The 17,930-nt window shown below is 35.9% G+C and carries 14 protein-coding genes; 3 read left to right on the top strand and 11 right to left on the bottom strand.

What is annotated here, in order from left to right; all coding sequences use genetic code 11:
• Window positions 1–151: 151 nt before the first annotated feature.
• The 4 genes from ACFQ32_RS03970 to ACFQ32_RS03985 all read right to left on the bottom strand — a co-directional run bounded on the left by ACFQ32_RS03970 (window position 152) and on the right by ACFQ32_RS03985 (window position 5,083).
• Window positions 152–1,240, bottom strand: coding sequence for a PTS sugar transporter subunit IIC (locus tag ACFQ32_RS03970; protein WP_046324686.1), 1,089 nt, complete (start codon window positions 1,238–1,240; stop codon window positions 152–154).
• Between the two features lie 255 nt (window positions 1,241–1,495).
• The gene (locus ACFQ32_RS03975; RefSeq protein ID WP_046324685.1) at window positions 1,496–2,884 is read right to left on the bottom strand and encodes an MFS transporter; all 1,389 of its coding nucleotides are present in this window, start codon (window positions 2,882–2,884) and stop codon (window positions 1,496–1,498) included.
• 143 nt (window positions 2,885–3,027) lie between these two features.
• Window positions 3,028–4,377: a glucose-6-phosphate isomerase gene (locus ACFQ32_RS03980; RefSeq protein WP_046324684.1), complete on the bottom strand. Its 1,350-nt coding sequence runs from the start codon at window positions 4,375–4,377 to the stop codon at window positions 3,028–3,030.
• Window positions 4,378–4,456: 79 nt separating this feature from the next.
• Complete coding sequence (locus ACFQ32_RS03985; RefSeq protein WP_046324683.1) at window positions 4,457–5,083, bottom strand: VanZ family protein; 627 nt, start codon at window positions 5,081–5,083, stop codon at window positions 4,457–4,459.
• A gap of 141 nt (window positions 5,084–5,224) precedes the next feature.
• Here ACFQ32_RS03985 and ACFQ32_RS03990 point away from each other — a divergent pair, with 141 nt between their 5' ends.
• Window positions 5,225–7,426, top strand: a complete 2,202-nt coding sequence (locus ACFQ32_RS03990) for an LTA synthase family protein (protein ID WP_046324682.1) — start codon at window positions 5,225–5,227, stop codon at window positions 7,424–7,426.
• 26 nt (window positions 7,427–7,452) lie between these two features.
• Window positions 7,453–8,319 carry an SPFH domain-containing protein gene (locus ACFQ32_RS03995; protein ID WP_046324681.1) on the top strand — a complete coding sequence of 289 codons (867 nt, stop codon included), beginning with the start codon at window positions 7,453–7,455 and terminating at the stop codon, window positions 8,317–8,319.
• Between the two features lie 44 nt (window positions 8,320–8,363).
• On the opposite strand, the gene ACFQ32_RS04000 is transcribed toward ACFQ32_RS03995, so the two are convergent.
• From ACFQ32_RS04000 to glpK, 6 genes are all read right to left on the bottom strand, one after another.
• Complete coding sequence (locus tag ACFQ32_RS04000) at window positions 8,364–9,815, bottom strand: sensor histidine kinase (protein ID WP_046324680.1); 1,452 nt, start codon at window positions 9,813–9,815, stop codon at window positions 8,364–8,366.
• Window positions 9,816–9,823: 8 nt separating this feature from the next.
• The gene (locus tag ACFQ32_RS04005) at window positions 9,824–10,543 is read right to left on the bottom strand and encodes a response regulator transcription factor (protein ID WP_046324679.1); all 720 of its coding nucleotides are present in this window, start codon (window positions 10,541–10,543) and stop codon (window positions 9,824–9,826) included.
• Window positions 10,540–10,935, bottom strand: a complete 396-nt coding sequence (locus tag ACFQ32_RS04010) for an SdpI family protein (protein WP_046324678.1) — start codon at window positions 10,933–10,935, stop codon at window positions 10,540–10,542. Before ACFQ32_RS04010 ends, ACFQ32_RS04005 begins: the two co-directional genes overlap by 4 nt.
• A gap of 15 nt (window positions 10,936–10,950) precedes the next feature.
• A complete protein-coding gene (gene manA / locus ACFQ32_RS04015; protein ID WP_046324677.1) occupies window positions 10,951–11,913 on the bottom strand; it encodes a mannose-6-phosphate isomerase, class I in 963 nt (320 codons plus the stop codon).
• 227 nt (window positions 11,914–12,140) lie between these two features.
• Window positions 12,141–13,883 carry an FAD-dependent oxidoreductase gene (locus tag ACFQ32_RS04020; protein ID WP_046324676.1) on the bottom strand — a complete coding sequence of 581 codons (1,743 nt, stop codon included), beginning with the start codon at window positions 13,881–13,883 and terminating at the stop codon, window positions 12,141–12,143.
• 33 nt (window positions 13,884–13,916) lie between these two features.
• Entirely contained in the window at window positions 13,917–15,431 is a 1,515-nt protein-coding gene (gene glpK, locus ACFQ32_RS04025) for a glycerol kinase GlpK (protein WP_046324675.1), read from the bottom strand.
• Window positions 15,432–15,575: 144 nt separating this feature from the next.
• Here glpK and ACFQ32_RS04030 point away from each other — a divergent pair, with 144 nt between their 5' ends.
• Window positions 15,576–16,454 (top strand): LysR family transcriptional regulator, encoded by an 879-nt coding sequence (locus ACFQ32_RS04030; protein ID WP_046324674.1) that lies wholly within the window; start codon window positions 15,576–15,578, stop codon window positions 16,452–16,454.
• Window positions 16,455–16,475: 21 nt separating this feature from the next.
• Here the strand turns inward: ACFQ32_RS04030 and ACFQ32_RS04035 are convergent, their stop codons facing one another.
• Window positions 16,476–17,678: an MFS transporter gene (locus ACFQ32_RS04035; RefSeq protein ID WP_084619533.1), complete on the bottom strand. Its 1,203-nt coding sequence runs from the start codon at window positions 17,676–17,678 to the stop codon at window positions 16,476–16,478.
• Window positions 17,679–17,930 lie beyond the last annotated feature (252 nt).

The following is a 17,930-nucleotide window of genomic DNA, read 5'->3' on the forward strand; positions in this document are numbered from 1 at the left end:
AACTCCGATTCAATATCGGAATCAAGCCTTAAGTAAAACGATATAAAACTAACGTCCAGTTTTAGGGGTTAGCTTCAATTTTTTCACGAGTTTTTTGTTGTTTAAAATAAATTGATGTAAGTAAGGATTGATTTTTTAATGACAGAAATAATTATTCGCCTAAATAGGCAAAGGCAACTTTTTCATCATAAAGATGAAATACTTTTTCAAAAAGGAAGCGGCATATCATTGCTACTACTACCGGAAATACTATCCAGACGATTAGCGCCATTACAATATTAATGCTTGCTTTACCAGCGTCTAATGAGGCAAGAGGTCCAACTAAGCCGACGAGGCCAAAGCCAGCAGAAGCTGGTGTGCCACTAACATGGAATAAGGCTACTGGAATAGCGGAAAGAGCTGCAGTAATTAAGGTTGGCAAAACGATAATTGGATATCTGAAAAGATTAGGCATCATCATTTTCATAGCTCCTAGTGCTATGGCGATGGTAACTCCTGATTTATTAGTACGCCAGGAATGAACTACTAATACCAAAGTGGTTGCGGCCACCCCCATCGCGGCTGCTCCTGCGGAGATACCATTTAACTGAATTGCCATACCAATAGCAACAGTTGATATTGGCGAAATGATTAATACTGCAAACATACAGGAAATTAAAATACACATTAATATTGGTTGTAGGTTAGTAAAGGAGTTAATTACAGTGCCCAGCCAAGTGGTAATTTTACTGACATAAGGCAAAATCAACATGCCAATTAGGCCTGCTCCACCACCCACAAAAATCGGTGCGGCAACAATTTTGACAGAGCCAAAATGTTGTCCAACTAATAGCAAAAGTCCCACAGCCAAACCAGCGGTAATCATGGTATTAATCAGATCGCCTGTTCCTGCAGATACAAAAACTCCCTGAGCTTTAGTAGCTGGGTTAACAATCTGTGGCACAAACTTGGTTACCCCAGAACCAACATATGCGGCAGCTCCTACAATAGCAACATCGAGTGGCTCCATTTTAAATTGAATCGCAATTAACGCACCAATCAATAGTGGCGTAGCACATTGAAAGATCAAAAGCGCTTGATTAATAGTTGCAGTCACCGGATTTTGTCCAAATAACTTTAAAATTGCGCTGACAACTGCATTGGGAATTAGCCCCACAATAATTCCAGTTGCGGTTCCGGCTAAAATCTTATTAAGAAAAGTTTTTACTGTTAGTTTATTGGTGTTGGTTGTATCAGCCATATTTATACTCCTTTAATTAAATAGTTCTTAAGTATGCTTTGTCAGCAAAATAATTTGTGACAAAATCGAAATATGCTGATTGCTAATTCGTCTCATTGCTTTTTCCTCCCTTAAAATTAATTATTAAGTATTTTATCATTTTATTTAAAAATGTACACTAAAATGTTAATTTATTTTAATGTTAATTATCTGGCAAAAAAATAACTTCATTTATTGCAAATGAAGTTACAGCAATTAACGAAACTATTTAATTATTTATCTCATTTTTTGCTCAAGTCTAAACAAGTTTAAATAACTTAGTAAAATTATGACACTGACAAACGTCAAAAATAGAAAGGCTTCTTGACTTCCTTGAGCAGTGAGTGCAGCATAATTGCCCGGTCTTTTTTGCCAAGAAGAAATAATGGCAGCCATTACGGTAGTCCCCATTGAGCCAGCATATTGCTGGCCAGTTTGAAAGACTGCGGTAGCATCAGTATGCAATTCTTCTGGTTGCAGTTTTGAGGCCTCTGCCATTGTGTTGTTAAACGCCATTTGGCGACCAATAATCATAATTCCATAAAAGACTCCGACCATCACTGTACTAATTTTTAAGCTAAAAATCGCAAAAAGCAGACATGCTGTTAAACAAAATACTGTTCCGGTTAACAAAGGTAACGGTGCACCCTTTTTATCATAAATACGTCCAAACCACGGATTTAAGATACCACTAATAATACATCCCGGAAGTAAAACTAAACCACCAACAAGAGAACTAGCGTGATTAACAATCTGCACGTAGTTAGGAACGGCAAAACTGGTGCCAATATTAATAAACTGAAGTAACAGATAGGAAATCATGGCAAAAATAAAGGGCTTATTTTTGAAAATACTCAAGTTTATTAATTTCTTCTTACTTGAGCGTGAAAGTTTAATAAATACGTATACTAAAATCGCCACTATTACCATGCTGAGCCAAAAGCCGACATCTGTTAAACCATTACTAATGCGATTAAAGCCTAAGTTAAAAATAATCATTGCACTGGCAATAACGATATAGCTTAACCAGTCAAAGCTGGGATGCTTTTTTTCATGGTATTGCTCTACCACAAATAGGCCCAAGATCATGATGATTATTGCAATTATAGCTACAATTTCAAAAATTAGTGGCCAGCCAAAATAGTAAACCACAGTGCCACCAAAGGTTGGCCCCAAAGATGGTGCAAGTATAATAACTAAGCCTGTTAGTCCCATGTAAAAGCCCCATTTTTCTTGCGGCATCAGTTCAACAACCATGTTGAACATTAATGGAATTGAAAGACCAGCACCGATTGACGAAATTAAGCGACCTGCCAGTAAGACCCCAAAATTAGTCGCAAAGCCCGCTACAACCGATCCGGCAATAAAAGCAATTGCAGCAGTTAAAAATAATTGTCTCGCGGAAAAACGATCATTCAAATATGAACTCGCAACCATAATTACAGAAATTGTCAGTAAGTACCCAGTTGTAGTCCACTGAACTAATCCCAAACCGATATGAAATTGTTTCATTAAAGTGGGAAAAGTAACATTTAAGCTAGTTTCAGTTAGTATTGAAACAAAAGCCATTAAAGCACAACTGATAATCGCCAAAACCCGTTTTGGTGTCTCTCTTTTTTCTTCCATATATTTCTCCTTAATAAAAAAGGGTTAAAAGTCATAAACTTTTACCCTTTCCATTATGATTAAATATCACTATATATGATGTACAGGTTAATCTTTATATATTTATGTTAATCTTATTTAAAAGAAGTTGCAATAAATAAAAATTAGTTTTCCTGTTTAAATCTATTAGCTAGGTCATCGTGTAATTCTTCATAACCTGGTTTGTTAAGCAAACCAAACATATTACGCTTATATTCTTCAACGCCTGGCTGGTTGAATGGATTAATGCCATTGACATAACCAGAAACAGCAATAGCCAACTCAAAGAAGTAAATTAAGTAGCCTAAAGTATGTTCAGTTTGATCTGGAATGTTAACTGTCATTACCGGTACTCCACCATCTGTGTGAGCCAGAACAACACCCTCATAAGCACGTTCATTAACAAAGTTTAAACTCTTACCGGATAAGAAATTCAGCTGGTCTAAATTGCGATCATCAGAAGGAATTTCGACATCATTTGTGGGGTTTTCAACTCTAATAACAGTTTCAAAGAGGTTTCTTCTGCCTTCTTGAATATATTGTCCTAATGAATGAAGGTCGGTAGTGAAATTGGCGCTTGCTGGCCAAATACCTTTATTATCCTTACCTTCAGATTCACCCATTAATTGTTTGCACCATTCACTAAACATTCTTAAAGTTGGTTCGTAATTTTCAACTATTTCAGTAGTGTAACCCTTGCGATACAAAATATTACGCAATGCAGCATATTGATAAGGGGTTGCTTTACTCAAGTCTGTATCGGTGTAATCGGTTCTGGCATCAGCAGCACCTTTCATCAACTGATCAATATCAGCTCCAGAAACAGCTATTGGTAAAAGACCCACAGCCGACAAAACGCTGTAACGACCACCAATATCGTCCGGCACAACAAATTCTTCGTAGCCTTCAGCGTCTGCCTCAGTCTTCAATGCTCCCTTAGCCTTATCGGTGGTAGCAAAAATTCTGGTCTTAGCCTCTTCTTCACCATACTTTTTAATTAATTTATCTTTAAAAATGCGGAAAGCAACAGCTGGTTCAGTAGTTGTACCAGACTTAGAAATAATATTTACGCTAAAGTCCTTATCGCCAACCCACTCGATTAAGTCATGTAAGTATGAGCCGGACAATGAATTGCCGCAAAAAACTATAGTAGGATATTTTTCTTTACCCTTACCGTAAAACGCACCATTCAAAAATTCAACGGCAGCTTGAGCACCTAAGTAAGAACCACCTATTCCGATACATACCAATACTTCAGAATCACTTTGAATCTTTTTAGCGGCTTTTTTAATTCTGGCAAACTCATCTTGGTCATAATTAACTGGCAGATCAATCCAGCCTAGAAAATCATTACCTGCACCTGTGCCATCTTTAAGCTCTTTAGCAGAAGCATCAACAATAGCCTGCATTTCACTTAGTTCATTTTCATGAACAAATGGGGTTAATTTGGTGCTATCAAATTTAATTAAACTCATATTTACGCTCTCCTTACTGAATTAAATACTTCTTTCACAAGAACATTTTAGCAATCTTATTTTATAAATGCCAGACCTTTTAGTTAGTTTTACGAGACTTTCTCCTGATTAACATAACCAATAAGTAACCAAAATAGCCAACCGCCGTGCCGCAACTATTAAAGAACACATCATCAATATCGGTCACTCCAGTTTCAAGCAAAAATTGCATCCCTTCAATGAAAACCGAAAAAATAATTCCGGCTAATAAAACCCGCCAAAACGTTTGCTTTTTGGGAAAAACAAATGGTGACAAAAAGCCAAAAGGTACAAAACAAAGAATGTTACCCAAAGAATTATAAAAAAAATCAAGCCTACTTTGAGCGTGATACATCTTCCACGTTTCCCTGAGAAAGACAAAATTAATTTCATTAAGAGGCCTGTGAAGGTTTAAGGTTAGATTCCAAGGAAAATACGTATTGCGAAAAGTCGTCAACATTAAAACTAATATCAAATAAAAAGCAAATAGCCATACTGCTGCTTCTGACTTTACTGTACGTCTGCTTCTAATAGTCATCAGCCAAATTAAACGCATTACCATAAAAAATAAAAAGTAAAAAAGAGTTTTATCAAGTGCCAACATGATTAGCTTAATCAAAGCAAAATGATTTATTTTGGTCGCATAAAGTTGTGAAAGCTGGTTATATATTGGTCCTAAAAATATCATACTGGTTCAGTTCCTAAAATAGAGTTCATTTAAATTATACTCAAATTTCCTGTTTAATTATTAAAAAAGGTCTAACTATTTGGAAAAGATTGTCTAAAAGTCCAGAAACTTTTAAAATAGTCTGATAAGGGAGAGTTCATTTTGAATAAAAAAAATCTGACCAATTTCATTCAGACTCGTATAGGCTTTTTTTGCCTTCTAGTTGTTTTATTTACACTGAAATACATTTTTGCTGCCTATCATGATTTCAACTTGGGTATTTCCGACCCCTATCAACATTTTATAATGTGGCTGAGTCCGGTTGGCAGTGCTATTTTACTTATTAGCATTGGACTTTATTTTTCTAAGCCGCTTGTTTCTTATTGTGCCATGCTGCTGCTTGATTTTGCAAATTCAGGATTGTTATTTGCAAATATTCTTTATTACCGTCAATTCTCTGATTTTATTACTGTCAAGACCATAACTAATGCCGGTAAAGTAGCTCCAGGTTTGGGAAAAAGTGCTGTAGCACTACTTCAGCCTTCCGATCTGCTATTGTGGCTTGATTTTATCGTTGTAGTTGCATTATTAATCACCCACAAAATAAAAATTGATCAAAAATCTTTTGGGCTTCTTACCCCTTTTGCCGTTACTTCTATCGGTTCTTTGATTTTGGTTCTAAATATTTTTCTGGCCGAATCATCCAGACCAAGGTTATTAGGGACAACCTTTGATCGTTCATACATTGTCAAGTACCTTGGTATTAATACTTACACTGTCTACGACGGTATTAAGAATGAACAAACAGAGCAGGTAAACAGAAATGCCAATACTGCTGATTTAAACAAAATTTTGACTTATAACCAAAGAAACAAATTGCCTGCAAACCCAGAGTACTTCGGTAAAGAAAAGGGCAAAAATGTTATTGTTATTCATCTTGAGAGCTTTCAACAATTTTTGATTGATCTGAAAATTAACGGAAAAGAGGTCACACCTTACCTCAATTCAATTTATCACGACAAACACACTTTGAGTTTTGCCAATTTTTACCATCAAGTCGGTATTGGTCGTACCAGTGATGCGGAGAACATGCTGGAAACTGGCACATACGGTATTTCTGATGGCTCTTTATTTACAGCGATGGGCAGTTCAAACACCTTTCAGGCTGCACCACAGATTTTACGTCAACACGGCAACTATACGTCAGCGGTATTTCATGGTAATGTAGGTACTTTTTGGAATCGCGATGATGTGTATAAAAATCTTGGTTATAATTATTTCTTTGACCAAAATTACTTTAGCCATGATAAAAACGACCACATCGGCTATGGTATTAAAGACAAAATATTGTTTGCTGAAAGTATTAAATATTTAGAAAGAATGCAGCAACCTTTTTATACTAAATTCATCACCGTAACTAATCACACACCGTTTGATATGGATGAAGAAGATCTGGATCCAACGTTTAAAACCAGTGATACTGAGGACAAGTCAATTAACAACTACTTTGAAACAGCCCATTATCTGGATCAATCTATTCGCGAATTTTTCGATTACTTAAAGAAATCCGGTTTAATCAAAAACACTATGGTAGTGATCTACGGTGATCATTACGGCTTAACTAATTCGGAGAATGAAACTTTAGCACCGATTGTTGGTGAAAGCTCTGATACCTGGAATGCTTTCAATAACGTACAAATGCAACGCGTGCCTTTTATGATCCACGCACCCAATCTCAAAGGAAAAATTAAACACGAAGTCGCTGGTGAAATTGATGTTTTGCCAACAATACTTCATCTTTTAGGCATTTCTAACCGTAATTATATTCAATTTGGCCATGATCTGTTAGCTCCCAAATATCGTCCGTGGGTTGTTTTTAGGAATGGCACGATTGTTAGTCAAAAGTACGTCATTATCGGTGGTAAGGGTCTTAAGGGAGTAGTCTATGACCGTAAAAGCGGCAAGCAAATTATCAATTTTACTGAACAAGAGAAATATGAAATAAACGAGTTAGCAAAAGAAGGTAAAAAATCATTAAAATACTCAGATTTATTAAATAATCATAATTTATTGCGGTTTTACACTCCCAGCGGTTTTAAACCGGTTGACCCAGATGAGTTTGACTACTTAACTAATTTTAAACAAATGGAAGACATTAGACAGCAGTTAAACAATAAATCAACCGCGCTGATAAGTAAACACCGCAAATCTACTACCGGTTTGTATAAGACAGACGCCATCGAATTAAAGGGACGTGAAGAAGAAATTACTACCATTCCTGAATCTGTTTCTGGTAATCACTTAACTGAAAAGAAAAATAAATCTAGTAAAAAGAATAAAAAGTCATATAATAAAGAAAAATAAGAATTCGGAATCTTTGGAGGATTAAAATGCTTTATGTAGTGATTATTTTAGTTATTGTACTTTTATTACTCTCCTGCTGCCGGGTTGTACCTCAAAATAATGAAGGCTTAATAGAAACACTGGGAAAGTATTCTAGAACTGTAAAGGCTGGATTGGTACTGATTATTCCAGTAATTCAGAGATTACGTAAGGTCTCACTGGCAATGTTTCCCGCAGAAATCTCCAAATATTCAATTATTACTAAAGACAATGCAGAAATCACTACCAGTCTAACTCTAAATTATTTGGTAACAGATTCTTACAAGTATTTTTACAACAACACGGATTCAGTTAAATCTATGGTCGAACTCATTCGGGGACACTTGCGTGACATCATCGGAAGAATGGACTTAAATGACGCCTTAGGCTCAACTAGCAGCATTAACACTCAACTTTCAGAAGCTATTGGCGATTTAACAGACATTTATGGCATTCGGGTCGTTCGGGTCAATATTGATGAACTTTTACCTAGTCCAGAAATTCAAAGAGCAATGGATAAGCAGCTTACTGCAGACCGTGAAAAAATAGCAGCTATTGAAAAGGCGGAAGGTGAAGCTAAAAATATTGAATTAACTACCAAAGCTAAAAATGACGCTCTGATTGCTACAGCAAAGGCCAAAGCTGAAGCTGTTAAAACCGAAGCAGACGCAGAAGCGTATCGCATTAACCAGTTACAATTGACCTTAGCAAAAGCCAGTGATGGCTATTTTAAGAATCAAAGCTTAGACAGTTTCAATAATTTAGCTAAAGGTCCCAATAATCTAATTGTGGTAGGAAAAGATGAAATGACTAATCTTGGTTCAATTCCTGTAACTGCAAAAGTTTGGCACGAAACAACTAAAAATAACAAATAAGTCATACAAATAAAAAATCATTTCCTTTTGTGGAAATGATTTTTTTAATCTTCAAGATATTGTTCATAACCCTGGTCAAAAAGTATGATTGTAAATTCCGCTCCTTGATTGATTGCAGATTGGACACTAATTTTGCCACCATGCTGTTTGATCAAAGAGGATACAATAGATAATCCTAAACCATATTCTCCTTTACCAGAGCGGCTGCGTGAAGGATCAGCCTTAAAGTATCTTTCAAAAGCGTATTTAATTTGTTGCTGATTCATTCCGATACCATTATCTTTAATCATAATTACCGTTGCGTGTGCAATTCTATAACCGCTAATTTCAATTTTACCGTTAGCAGTAAACTGAATTGCATTCTGCACCAAATTAACCATTATTTGGGTAAAACGATCTTTATCTGCATAAACAGGCAGATTTTTTGGAGCAGTGATAAAGATTGTATCATCAGCTTTAGCAGCATTTTGCTTAAGTTGCATTGTTACATCATCAAATGTCTTTCTGGCATTAAAGCGCGTTTTAACTAAATTTATTTGGTTATTGCGAATTTTTTCATAATCCAAATTTTCATTAACTAAACGAATTAACCGCTTAGTTTCTCTACTCATCAAGGCAATAGACTTGGGCTTAGCTTTATCAGGAATTGCATCATATTGTAAGCCTTCTAAAATACCATTTATCGTAGTCAAAGGTGTGCGCATTTCATGAGCAGCATCAGCCATAAACTGGTCTCGCCTTTTTTCTTGCTCCTTCACTTCTTGATTTGATTTTTTTAAAGTCCGAACCATCTGGTTGAAGTTATCTGTCAGCTGAGATATTTCATCATGACCACAGTAATGTGTCTGCGCATCAAAGTCACCTGCTGTAACTTTTTTGGTAGCGATAGATAACTTTTTAATTCTATTGGTTGCATAAAAAGAAAGGACCAAGCTGAGTACTAAACCTACAATAATGGCAGAAACTAATGCGTTGAAGAGATTTTGCTTGGCAATTCTTACAGGCCGCTCTACTTGGGCAATTCTGACTCCTAACCACATTGCTCCAATAAATTTTCCCTTATCCTTCCATGGTATAAGTACACCAGTACAAGCATCTTTTTTATAGCCTAAGCTGGAGAGAGCTTCGTTATTATTTTTAATACGTAGCTTCTTACCACTTTTCAATTGCCTTAGACGGTGAGAAGTAAGTTTAATTTTGTCATTTCTTTGAGGATAAACTTGTGAACCATGTGCATTAAAAACGCTAAGATACACCCTATCGCTATGAAGGACAAATTCCAGCTTATTTAAAAATTTAGGATTCAGCATTGCTGCTCCGTCCTTTTTATCATTTGTAGCCAAAGTCCCTAATGCCGAGGCAAAATCTTCCATTCGCCGATAATTATATTCATACGATTGTTGAGTAGTATTATTAATTTCAGAAAAACCGATTATTGATACCGTAGTAAGAATGATTAGTAAAAAACTAAGCATATGCTGATAAATCAACTTCATAATAAAGCCTACGAATCATCAAATTTATAGCCAACACCCCAAACGGTTTGGATGACATTTGCACCTACTTTTTCCAATTTTTGGCGCAATTTTTTAATATGTGCATCCACGGTGCGATCTTCACCATAATAATTATAACCCCAAACAGATTCTAATAATTGTTCACGAGAAAAGACCTGCTTTGGCTTCTGGGCCATGGTATATAACAAATCAAATTCTTTGGGGGTAATATTTTGAACATGCTTATTATCATATAATACTTCACGTCTACTTGTGGAAATTTTTATATGATTAGTAACCACATCAAATTTTTCTCCGGATTCTGCTGTTTTGGTTTGTTCCTGCTTATCATCAATTCTGATTCTGCGTTGCAAAGCTTTAATACGTGCTATTAGCGCCAAAGGACTAAATGGCTTAGATACATAATCGTCGGCACCAGCATTAAATCCTTGAATTTGTTCTTCTTCACTGCTGCGCGCAGTAAGCATAATGATTGGAATTGATGGTGAGATTGCACAAACTTCTTTAGCAACTTCTATGCCATCTTTTTTAGGCAAATTAAGGTCTAGAGTGATCAAATCATATTGATCAGGATTCTCAGCAAACATTTTAACGGCTTGTTCCCCATCAGTGGCAACATCCATGGACCATCCTTCTTTTTCGAAAAACATCCCCATCATTTCTGCAACCGACTGATCATCCTCGACCATTAAAATTTTCAGTTTCATTTTCTGTCCCTAAATCCTTTTGTTCTCTCCTTTTTTACTTTGTCAGGGTCTATATAATCTGCTGGCAGTTCATGACGATTTATCAAAAATTTTTTTAGACTTTTTTCAGTAGCCATGATTGGAAAGATAATGAAAAGATAAAATGTCAGCAACCAAAGTAAAAAGTAACGATCCCATTTAAGTAAATGGATACCAACTCCTAATAATAATTGAATTAAACCAAATATAATAAAATAACCTCCTGCTTTATGCTGAGCAAATTTAAAACTTGCTTTATTCACTGTGGCCAAGTACGAATAATATCCGTAAAACGGCCAAGGTCTTTTCGAAGGTGAAATGAGCCATAATAGCCCAACTACTACCATAATTGAGCCACAAGCTATATAGATCATATTTTATTATTCCCCTTAATTGTTCGGCGCAGAAATAACCAATTTCATATTACCTGCGAATGTAAATTTTTTAATATTATTAGGAATTATCAGATTTGTTCCAATTGATAGGTCATATGATTTATTTTCAATTTGAAGTGTACCTGTCCCCTTTATGATTGTTACTAATAAGTATGGGTGACTATTTAAGCCGGTGTGCCATTTCCCAGCTAAATCGATTTGCCACAAATAAAAATGAGGTGAAACGGGTGGTGCAACCAAAGTTTTAATAGTAGCATCCTGCACGTGATCTATTGTAATATCCAGTTTAGGATCAACATGTGGGACTTGAGTAACAGCGATTGATTTTTGAGTATGCAGTTCGCGTTTCTTACCAGTTTTTTGGTCAACACGATCATAGTCATACAACCTGTATGTTACATCACTAGATTGTTGGGTTTCAATAACCAATATTCCCTTAGTAAGGGCGTGGATTGTTCCTGAAGGGACATAAAAGAAATCACCAGTTTTTACTGGTACTTTGCGTAAAAGTTTATCCCATTCTCCCTTTTCTATCATTTCAGCCAGTTCCGCGCGAGTTTTGGCAGTATGCCCGTAAATTAGATATGATCCAGGATCAGCCTGCAAAACATACCAGCTTTCAGTTTTGCCACTATCGTTTTCTACTTTGCGAGCATATTCATCATTGGGATGAACCTGAACAGACAAATTATCATTTGCATCCAGGAACTTTACCAGCAGCGGAAATTCTTTACTTTCAGGGTTGCCAAATAGCGTCGGGTTTTCTTGATAAACCTGACGCAGACTTTGCCCCTTAAATTGACCATTGATTACTGTAGAAGCATCCTCTTTATAGCCGGAGATTACCCAAGCTTCTCCTACCTTGCCATCCGGAATATTATAATTAAAGATTGTTTTCAATTTGCGTCCACCCCAAATTTTGGGTCTAAAATAAGGAGTAAGAAAAATTGGCTCCATTTTAATCACCTCTCTAATAGTTTAATCTTTTAAGATGTAAATTTAAAACTATTTTTTCAAATATGACAACATTTATTATTGTTATAATAATACTTTTTGCTAACCCTTGCTCACATAAAATAATTTAATTGTAATAGTGTGCTTAAAAAAGGGCAAGAAAAAGCCCGCCAGTTTATCTTGACGGGCTTTTTGGGGAAATAATTTACTACTTTCTTTTTGTTAATCTATCATTTTTTATTCTTTAGTTTATCTAGTCGTGATTGTGCTATTTCCTGCTCTAAATCATGTACATATTGAGTCTTTTGCTCTTTATCCCAGCCATAGTAATCAGACATATGGTTAACAACACCTTCTTTAACCTGGTTTAAAGTATCACTCTTGAATAAGATGTGATACGTACGCCTTAAGAGATAGTCAACAGGTGTCAACGTCATTTCTTCAGCTAGTGAATAATCAAGAGCTGCTGTTTCGCCAAGACTTAATCCTGCAGCGGGCTTAATCGTTTTTGCATAGTCATAGATTTGCTCTGCTTGTGAACCAAACAAGTTGGCAATTTCCTTGGCATCATCAGCAGTAATTCCGGCTGCTACGCCATCTTTAGCAATTCGAGCAAGTTCTTCTTCTGCATGGTCTGAATCAAAGTCACCACCTGCAACTTTAATTTCAGCAGAATTTTGTAAAGTAAAGTTCTTAGAAAACTTGTCATGAAGCTTTTGCTGTATTTTCTTCATGGCACCATTAGCCATAATACGATAATCTGTTAATTTACCACCAGCTAGAGTAATTAAGCCATCCTCAGCTTCAGTTAATGAACTACCGCGAGATACAGCGGACGGTGCGGAAGTACTGTCAGAGACACTGGCACCAGTTGCTGCATCTGCTGCTTCATTGCCTTCAACTTCGACTTCAATTAGGGGACGAACTCCAGCCCAGCTGGCTTCAATATCGTCAATAGTTAAATGAGCGGAAGGATACTTCTTATTAATAATATTTAACAAATAATCGACATCACTTTGTTCAACAGTAGGATGAGCATAATCACCGGTAAAGTCAGTATCGGTAGTGCCAAAATAGGTTTTACCTTCTCTAGGAATAGTAAAAATCATACGACCGTCTGCTGTACCTGAACCAAAGTAAGTTGGTTGCGGCACAGTCAAGCGTGATTGATCAACTACTAAGTGAACACCCTTTGTAGGACGCAGACGCGGCTTTTTATAAACAGCTTTATCTTCCTGTCTTACTAAATCGGACCAAGGCCCAGAGGTGTTAATAACTACATCCGCATGAATTTCAAATTCTTCACCGGTTAAGTTATCATGGACACGTACGCCGTTAACCTGCTTTTGCTCGTTATGTAAAATCGCAATGCATTTCAGCCGACTAACAGCCAAACATCCTAATTCATGTGCCTTTTTGACATTTTCTACTACTAAACGTGAATCATTGTTTTGGTAGTCTAGGTAAACGCCTGCGCCTTGTAGATTTTCGCTGTTTAATTGTGGCTCCCGTTTTAAAGTTTCTGCTTTATCCATTGTATAGTTAGCATACTTAATTAAAGGAGAGTCACCCTCGATTCCAGCTAAATGATCATATAGATCCATTGCTACTTTGACGGAAAACATGGTAAAGGTTGTTCCCGGCTCATCATAAATTGGTAAAATCATAGGATCAGGCCGCGTCATATGAGGAGCAATATGCTGAACTATTGCACGTTCCTTGACTGTATCAGAAACTACTTGGACATCAAAAGTCTTAAGATAGCGAATACCACCATGAACTAACCTGGTTGAACGTGATGAAGTTCCGCCACCAAAGTCCTGCATATCGATTAAACCGGTTTTCATCTTAGCTGCACTAGCTTGCAATGCAACGCCAGCTCCAGTAATACCGCCACCGATAACCAATAAATCTAATTTTTCATTTTTTAAACGTTCAATTTCTTCCTGTCTGGTTTTAATTGAAAACGCCATGGTATAACCTCTTTCTTTTAGTAAAACTGTTAACTAATTCTTTTGGTAAGGTTTGTATGAAAAACTTTGAGCAGCCTTAACAGCTGACTTCCACCCTTCATAAAGATGGTCTCTTTCAGCGCCACTCATTTGTGGTTTAAATATCTTGCCGACTTTTTGGATTTTCTTTATATCCTCGAAATCTTTCCAATAGCCAATAGCTAAACCAGCAAGAAAAGCAGCACCTAAAGCGGTTGTTTCAAGATTAGCCGCACGCTCTATTTCAATTCCTAAAATGTCTGCCTGGAATTGCATTAGATAGTCGTTATTGGCAGCACCGCCATCGACTTTTAATTTAGGAATTTTAATTTTGGTATCTTCATGCATAGTATCAATAACATCGCGACTTTCATAAGCCAAAGATTGTAGAGTTGCTTTTGTAAAATCATCCCTTGTCGTACCTCTAGTTAAGCCAAAGACTGAACCACGGACATTTGAGTCCCAGTAAGGAGCACCTAGACCGGTAAATGCTGGGACGACAAAAACTTCATTGTTATCCTTGGAACGTTTTGCGGCTTCTTCTGATTGAGGAGCGTCATCAATAATGCCCAATTGATCACGCAACCACTGAATAGCAGAACCGGCAACGTAAATACTACCTTCTAAAGCATAATTTACTTTGCCATTAATGCCATATGCCACAGTCGTTAACAAGTTATTGGCCGAGAATTTTGGCTTTTCCCCTGTATTCATAACAGTGAACGCACCGGTACCATAAGTGTTTTTAACCATTCCTGGTTCAAAAGCTAATTGACCAAACAGAGCTGATTGCTGGTCACCAGCCATTCCGGCTATGGGAACTTGACTGCCGTAGAAGTGATATTCCGCAGTAGTGCCATAAACTTCAGAATTAGAACGAATTTCCGGTAAAATTTTTCTAGGAATATTTAATAATTTTAGTATCTCATCATCCCAATCAAGTTTGGTAATGTTAAAAAGCATTGTCCGGCTGGCATTAGTGTAATCAGTAACATGAACTTTGCCGCCAGTCAGTTTCCAGACGAGCCATGAATCGATGGTGCCAAATAATAATTCACCATTTTCAGCACGCTCCTGAGCGCCAGGAACATGGTCAAGTATCCAGCGAATTTTAGTTGCAGAGAAATATGCATCAGGAATTAAACCGGTTTTTTCATGGATCATATCGGAATACCCGTCAGCAATGATTTTATCGGCAATATCTGAAGTTTGCCGAGATTGCCAGACAATTGCGTGGTAGATTGGCAAGCCAGTTTTCTTATCCCAAATTACAGTCGTTTCCCGTTGGTTAGTGATACCAATAGCGGCAATCTGGTTAGGCTTAATTCCTGAATTAATAAACGAATTGGCAATAGTCGATAAAACTGAATTCCAAATTTCGTTTGCATCATGTTCTACCCAGCCAGGTTTAGGAAAATATTGATTAAACTCTTTCCGTGAATCAATTACTTTTTTACCAGAATGGTCTAAAATAATTGCACGTGTACTTGTAGTACCTTCATCAATCGCTAAAATATATTTTTCAGCCATTATACTTCTCCTTTTTAGTTACAAAACTAATTTAGTAAAGGTAACTGTCGTTACAATTCAATTTTACCCTCGCTTTTTAGTAAGCGCTAACATATAATGATGATAACTTATTAGATAAAGTTATAAGTAAAAGGACAAAATGTGATGAAATATAGCCTATTAGCATATAAATATTTTATAGATGTTGTAGAAACTCAAGGATTTACTCCGGCTGCTAAGAGAAATTTTGTTTCTCAAACTGCCATTAGTAACGCAATAAAAAATTTAGAGGAAGATTTAGGCGTGCAACTGATTGATCGTTCAACTTCCCATTTTAAAGTTACTTTAGCGGGCATTAATCTGTATCACTGTGCAGTACCGGTACTTAAGAAATATTATGAATTTAATGAAAAAATTGGTCAGTTAAATGATTCATTTCAAACGTTGAGAATACATTATTTACATGGTTTTGATTATTGGGCCGTTAGCTTAGCGCGATTACTTATACAAAACAATTCGGGTTTACAATTACAATTAGATACCGAAAATTTTGCTACTAGCATACCGAAACTTGATGCAGAGGACTATGACGTGCTAATCGGTTTCTCAACGGCAGTAAGTAAAATCAAAAATATTCACGTCAAGAAAATTGGTACCGCTAATTTTGGGATCTTACTGAACAAAGTGGCTGTTAGTCAAGAAGGCAGGATTAAAAAGAATGTTATAAAAAAGCAGCCCCTTTTCTTGCAAAAATGGACTGCCACAGATAAAAATGACGTACAAACAAAAATTAAAAAAATTTTGGCCAAAAAGAACATTTGTTATGAACAAATTATTTATTTAGACAGTTTCGACGCTGCATTATCGAATGTTGTTTTAGATTATGGTATAGCTATCTATCCAGATGAACTGCCATTACCAACAATTTATGCTAAATATGTTACTTTCTTACCAAACTTACCTAAATTAAAATATGATGTTGTAGCAATTTATAAGAATCCAGCTATTTATAATATTTTAGACCATTCCTTACCTAAAAAATAAGTTTTGCACTATTTTTTGCAATTAGTGTAACTTTTCTAGCTTCCCTAATTTACTCAAACCAGTAACTAGGGAAATAAATACAGAAAGAAACATGCAAACAGAAGCTACAACAAAGATGGAGTGAACTTCTGCTTTAATTAAGAAACCACTAATTAATGACATAATGGGCCCAATTATTCGGGTAAGTGATGTAGAAATTGAGGTTATTGTTCCTTTAAATTGAGGCGGTGTTTCTGCTTGAATAATGGTAAAAAAGTTTGCTTGTGACCAAACACAACCAAAGGACACTATTGCATAACCAAAGGTAACCCAAAAGAAAGACTGAACATTTAGCATTATCATAAAGCCGCACATTATTAGAAGTCCAATCATAATCATCTGTGTACCAAGTTTCATATTCTTGTTGATACGCAGGTAGATGAAATTGCCAATAATGCTGGCAACTGCAGCTACTGTGTAAAAAACACTTACTAGGTTAACTGAAACTTTCATTTCCTGTTTTAATAAAAACGTTAACATGGGAACGACTGCTTGAAAGCCAACATTAGCTACAAAAAAACTTGCAAGCAGCCATTTAATGTCATGATGAGCAAATAAAAAGGAAATCCCCTTTTTAGCACTTTTGTTAAAGGAACTTTCTTTTTTCATTGCCCCATTTTCTGTTTGTAAAGGTTCATAGTCTTTAATAACATAAGTTAAATAGCCAAAACTTAAAGCATCTAATAAAAAACCACCAATATAATTAATCAAATTAATAATGACAGCTGCAATGCCTGGGCCGAAAGTTTTTTGCACAGACGAAATTAAACCAACTTGGCCCGAAACAGATGATAATTCTTCTTTTTTTACCGATTCTGCAATAAATATCTGGTAGCCTGTCCAAGTGATTAAGTCGAAACTGCCAAGTAGGAAAATGACCAATAGCAGCCAATATATTGAGACGTTTCTTATAACCAAAAATGGTGCAATTATAATTAGCACCATTTGCATAATCAGAGAAAAAAGCATGATTTTTTTACGAGAATACATGTCAAAAATTGGTCCAATTGTTAGTCCAAATAATGCTGTAGGCAAATATTCGACTGCCGTTAACAGTCCCATTATTATTGATGAATGTGTTCTCGACAACATCAAAAGTGGAATTGCAAAAGTATAAAACTGATCGCCAAGTCCTGAAATAGCATAACCTATTAGTAACTTGGACTTTTGTGTTAATTTTTTCATTGTTTATTTTTTGCTCATTCAAACTATGTGTACTTTATTATAGTGCACAAAAAAGCATTAGATAAAGCAAATTTCAAAGTGATTTAGTCTTTAAATATTCTGAATATACTATATATACAAAATAGACAAACTTATTTTTAATTTCGACCTTTTTAGCGATTATAATTTGCTCCCTGCCATTATTAGAATTCTAAGAACAATAACAACAAGTGAACAAATTAAAATGATAGTCCATGCTGTATTCTTTCTCAT

It is taken from the genome of Lactobacillus melliventris (assembly GCF_042679465.1).
Lineage (GTDB): Bacteria > Bacillota > Bacilli > Lactobacillales > Lactobacillaceae > Lactobacillus > Lactobacillus melliventris.

What these genes read in the sequence shown, in the direction of transcription:
- ACFQ32_RS03970 (WP_046324686.1), bottom strand. Translation starts at nt 1,240, where the DNA reads ATGGCTGATACAACCAACACCAATAAACTAACAGTAAAAACTTTTCTT.
- ACFQ32_RS03975 (WP_046324685.1), bottom strand. Translation starts at nt 2,884, where the DNA reads ATGGAAGAAAAAAGAGAGACACCAAAACGGGTTTTGGCGATTATCAGT.
- ACFQ32_RS03980 (WP_046324684.1), bottom strand. Translation starts at nt 4,377, where the DNA reads ATGAGTTTAATTAAATTTGATAGCACCAAATTAACCCCATTTGTTCAT.
- ACFQ32_RS03985 (WP_046324683.1), bottom strand. Translation starts at nt 5,083, where the DNA reads ATGATATTTTTAGGACCAATATATAACCAGCTTTCACAACTTTATGCG.
- ACFQ32_RS03995 (WP_046324681.1), top strand. Translation starts at nt 7,453, where the DNA reads ATGCTTTATGTAGTGATTATTTTAGTTATTGTACTTTTATTACTCTCC.
- ACFQ32_RS04000 (WP_046324680.1), bottom strand. Translation starts at nt 9,815, where the DNA reads ATGAAGTTGATTTATCAGCATATGCTTAGTTTTTTACTAATCATTCTT.
- ACFQ32_RS04005 (WP_046324679.1), bottom strand. Translation starts at nt 10,543, where the DNA reads ATGAAACTGAAAATTTTAATGGTCGAGGATGATCAGTCGGTTGCAGAA.
- ACFQ32_RS04010 (WP_046324678.1), bottom strand. Translation starts at nt 10,935, where the DNA reads ATGATCTATATAGCTTGTGGCTCAATTATGGTAGTAGTTGGGCTATTA.
- manA (WP_046324677.1), bottom strand. Translation starts at nt 11,913, where the DNA reads ATGGAGCCAATTTTTCTTACTCCTTATTTTAGACCCAAAATTTGGGGT.
- ACFQ32_RS04020 (WP_046324676.1), bottom strand. Translation starts at nt 13,883, where the DNA reads ATGGCGTTTTCAATTAAAACCAGACAGGAAGAAATTGAACGTTTAAAA.
- glpK (WP_046324675.1), bottom strand. Translation starts at nt 15,431, where the DNA reads ATGGCTGAAAAATATATTTTAGCGATTGATGAAGGTACTACAAGTACA.
- ACFQ32_RS04030 (WP_046324674.1), top strand. Translation starts at nt 15,576, where the DNA reads ATGAAATATAGCCTATTAGCATATAAATATTTTATAGATGTTGTAGAA.
- ACFQ32_RS04035 (WP_084619533.1), bottom strand. Translation starts at nt 17,678, where the DNA reads ATGAAAAAATTAACACAAAAGTCCAAGTTACTAATAGGTTATGCTATT.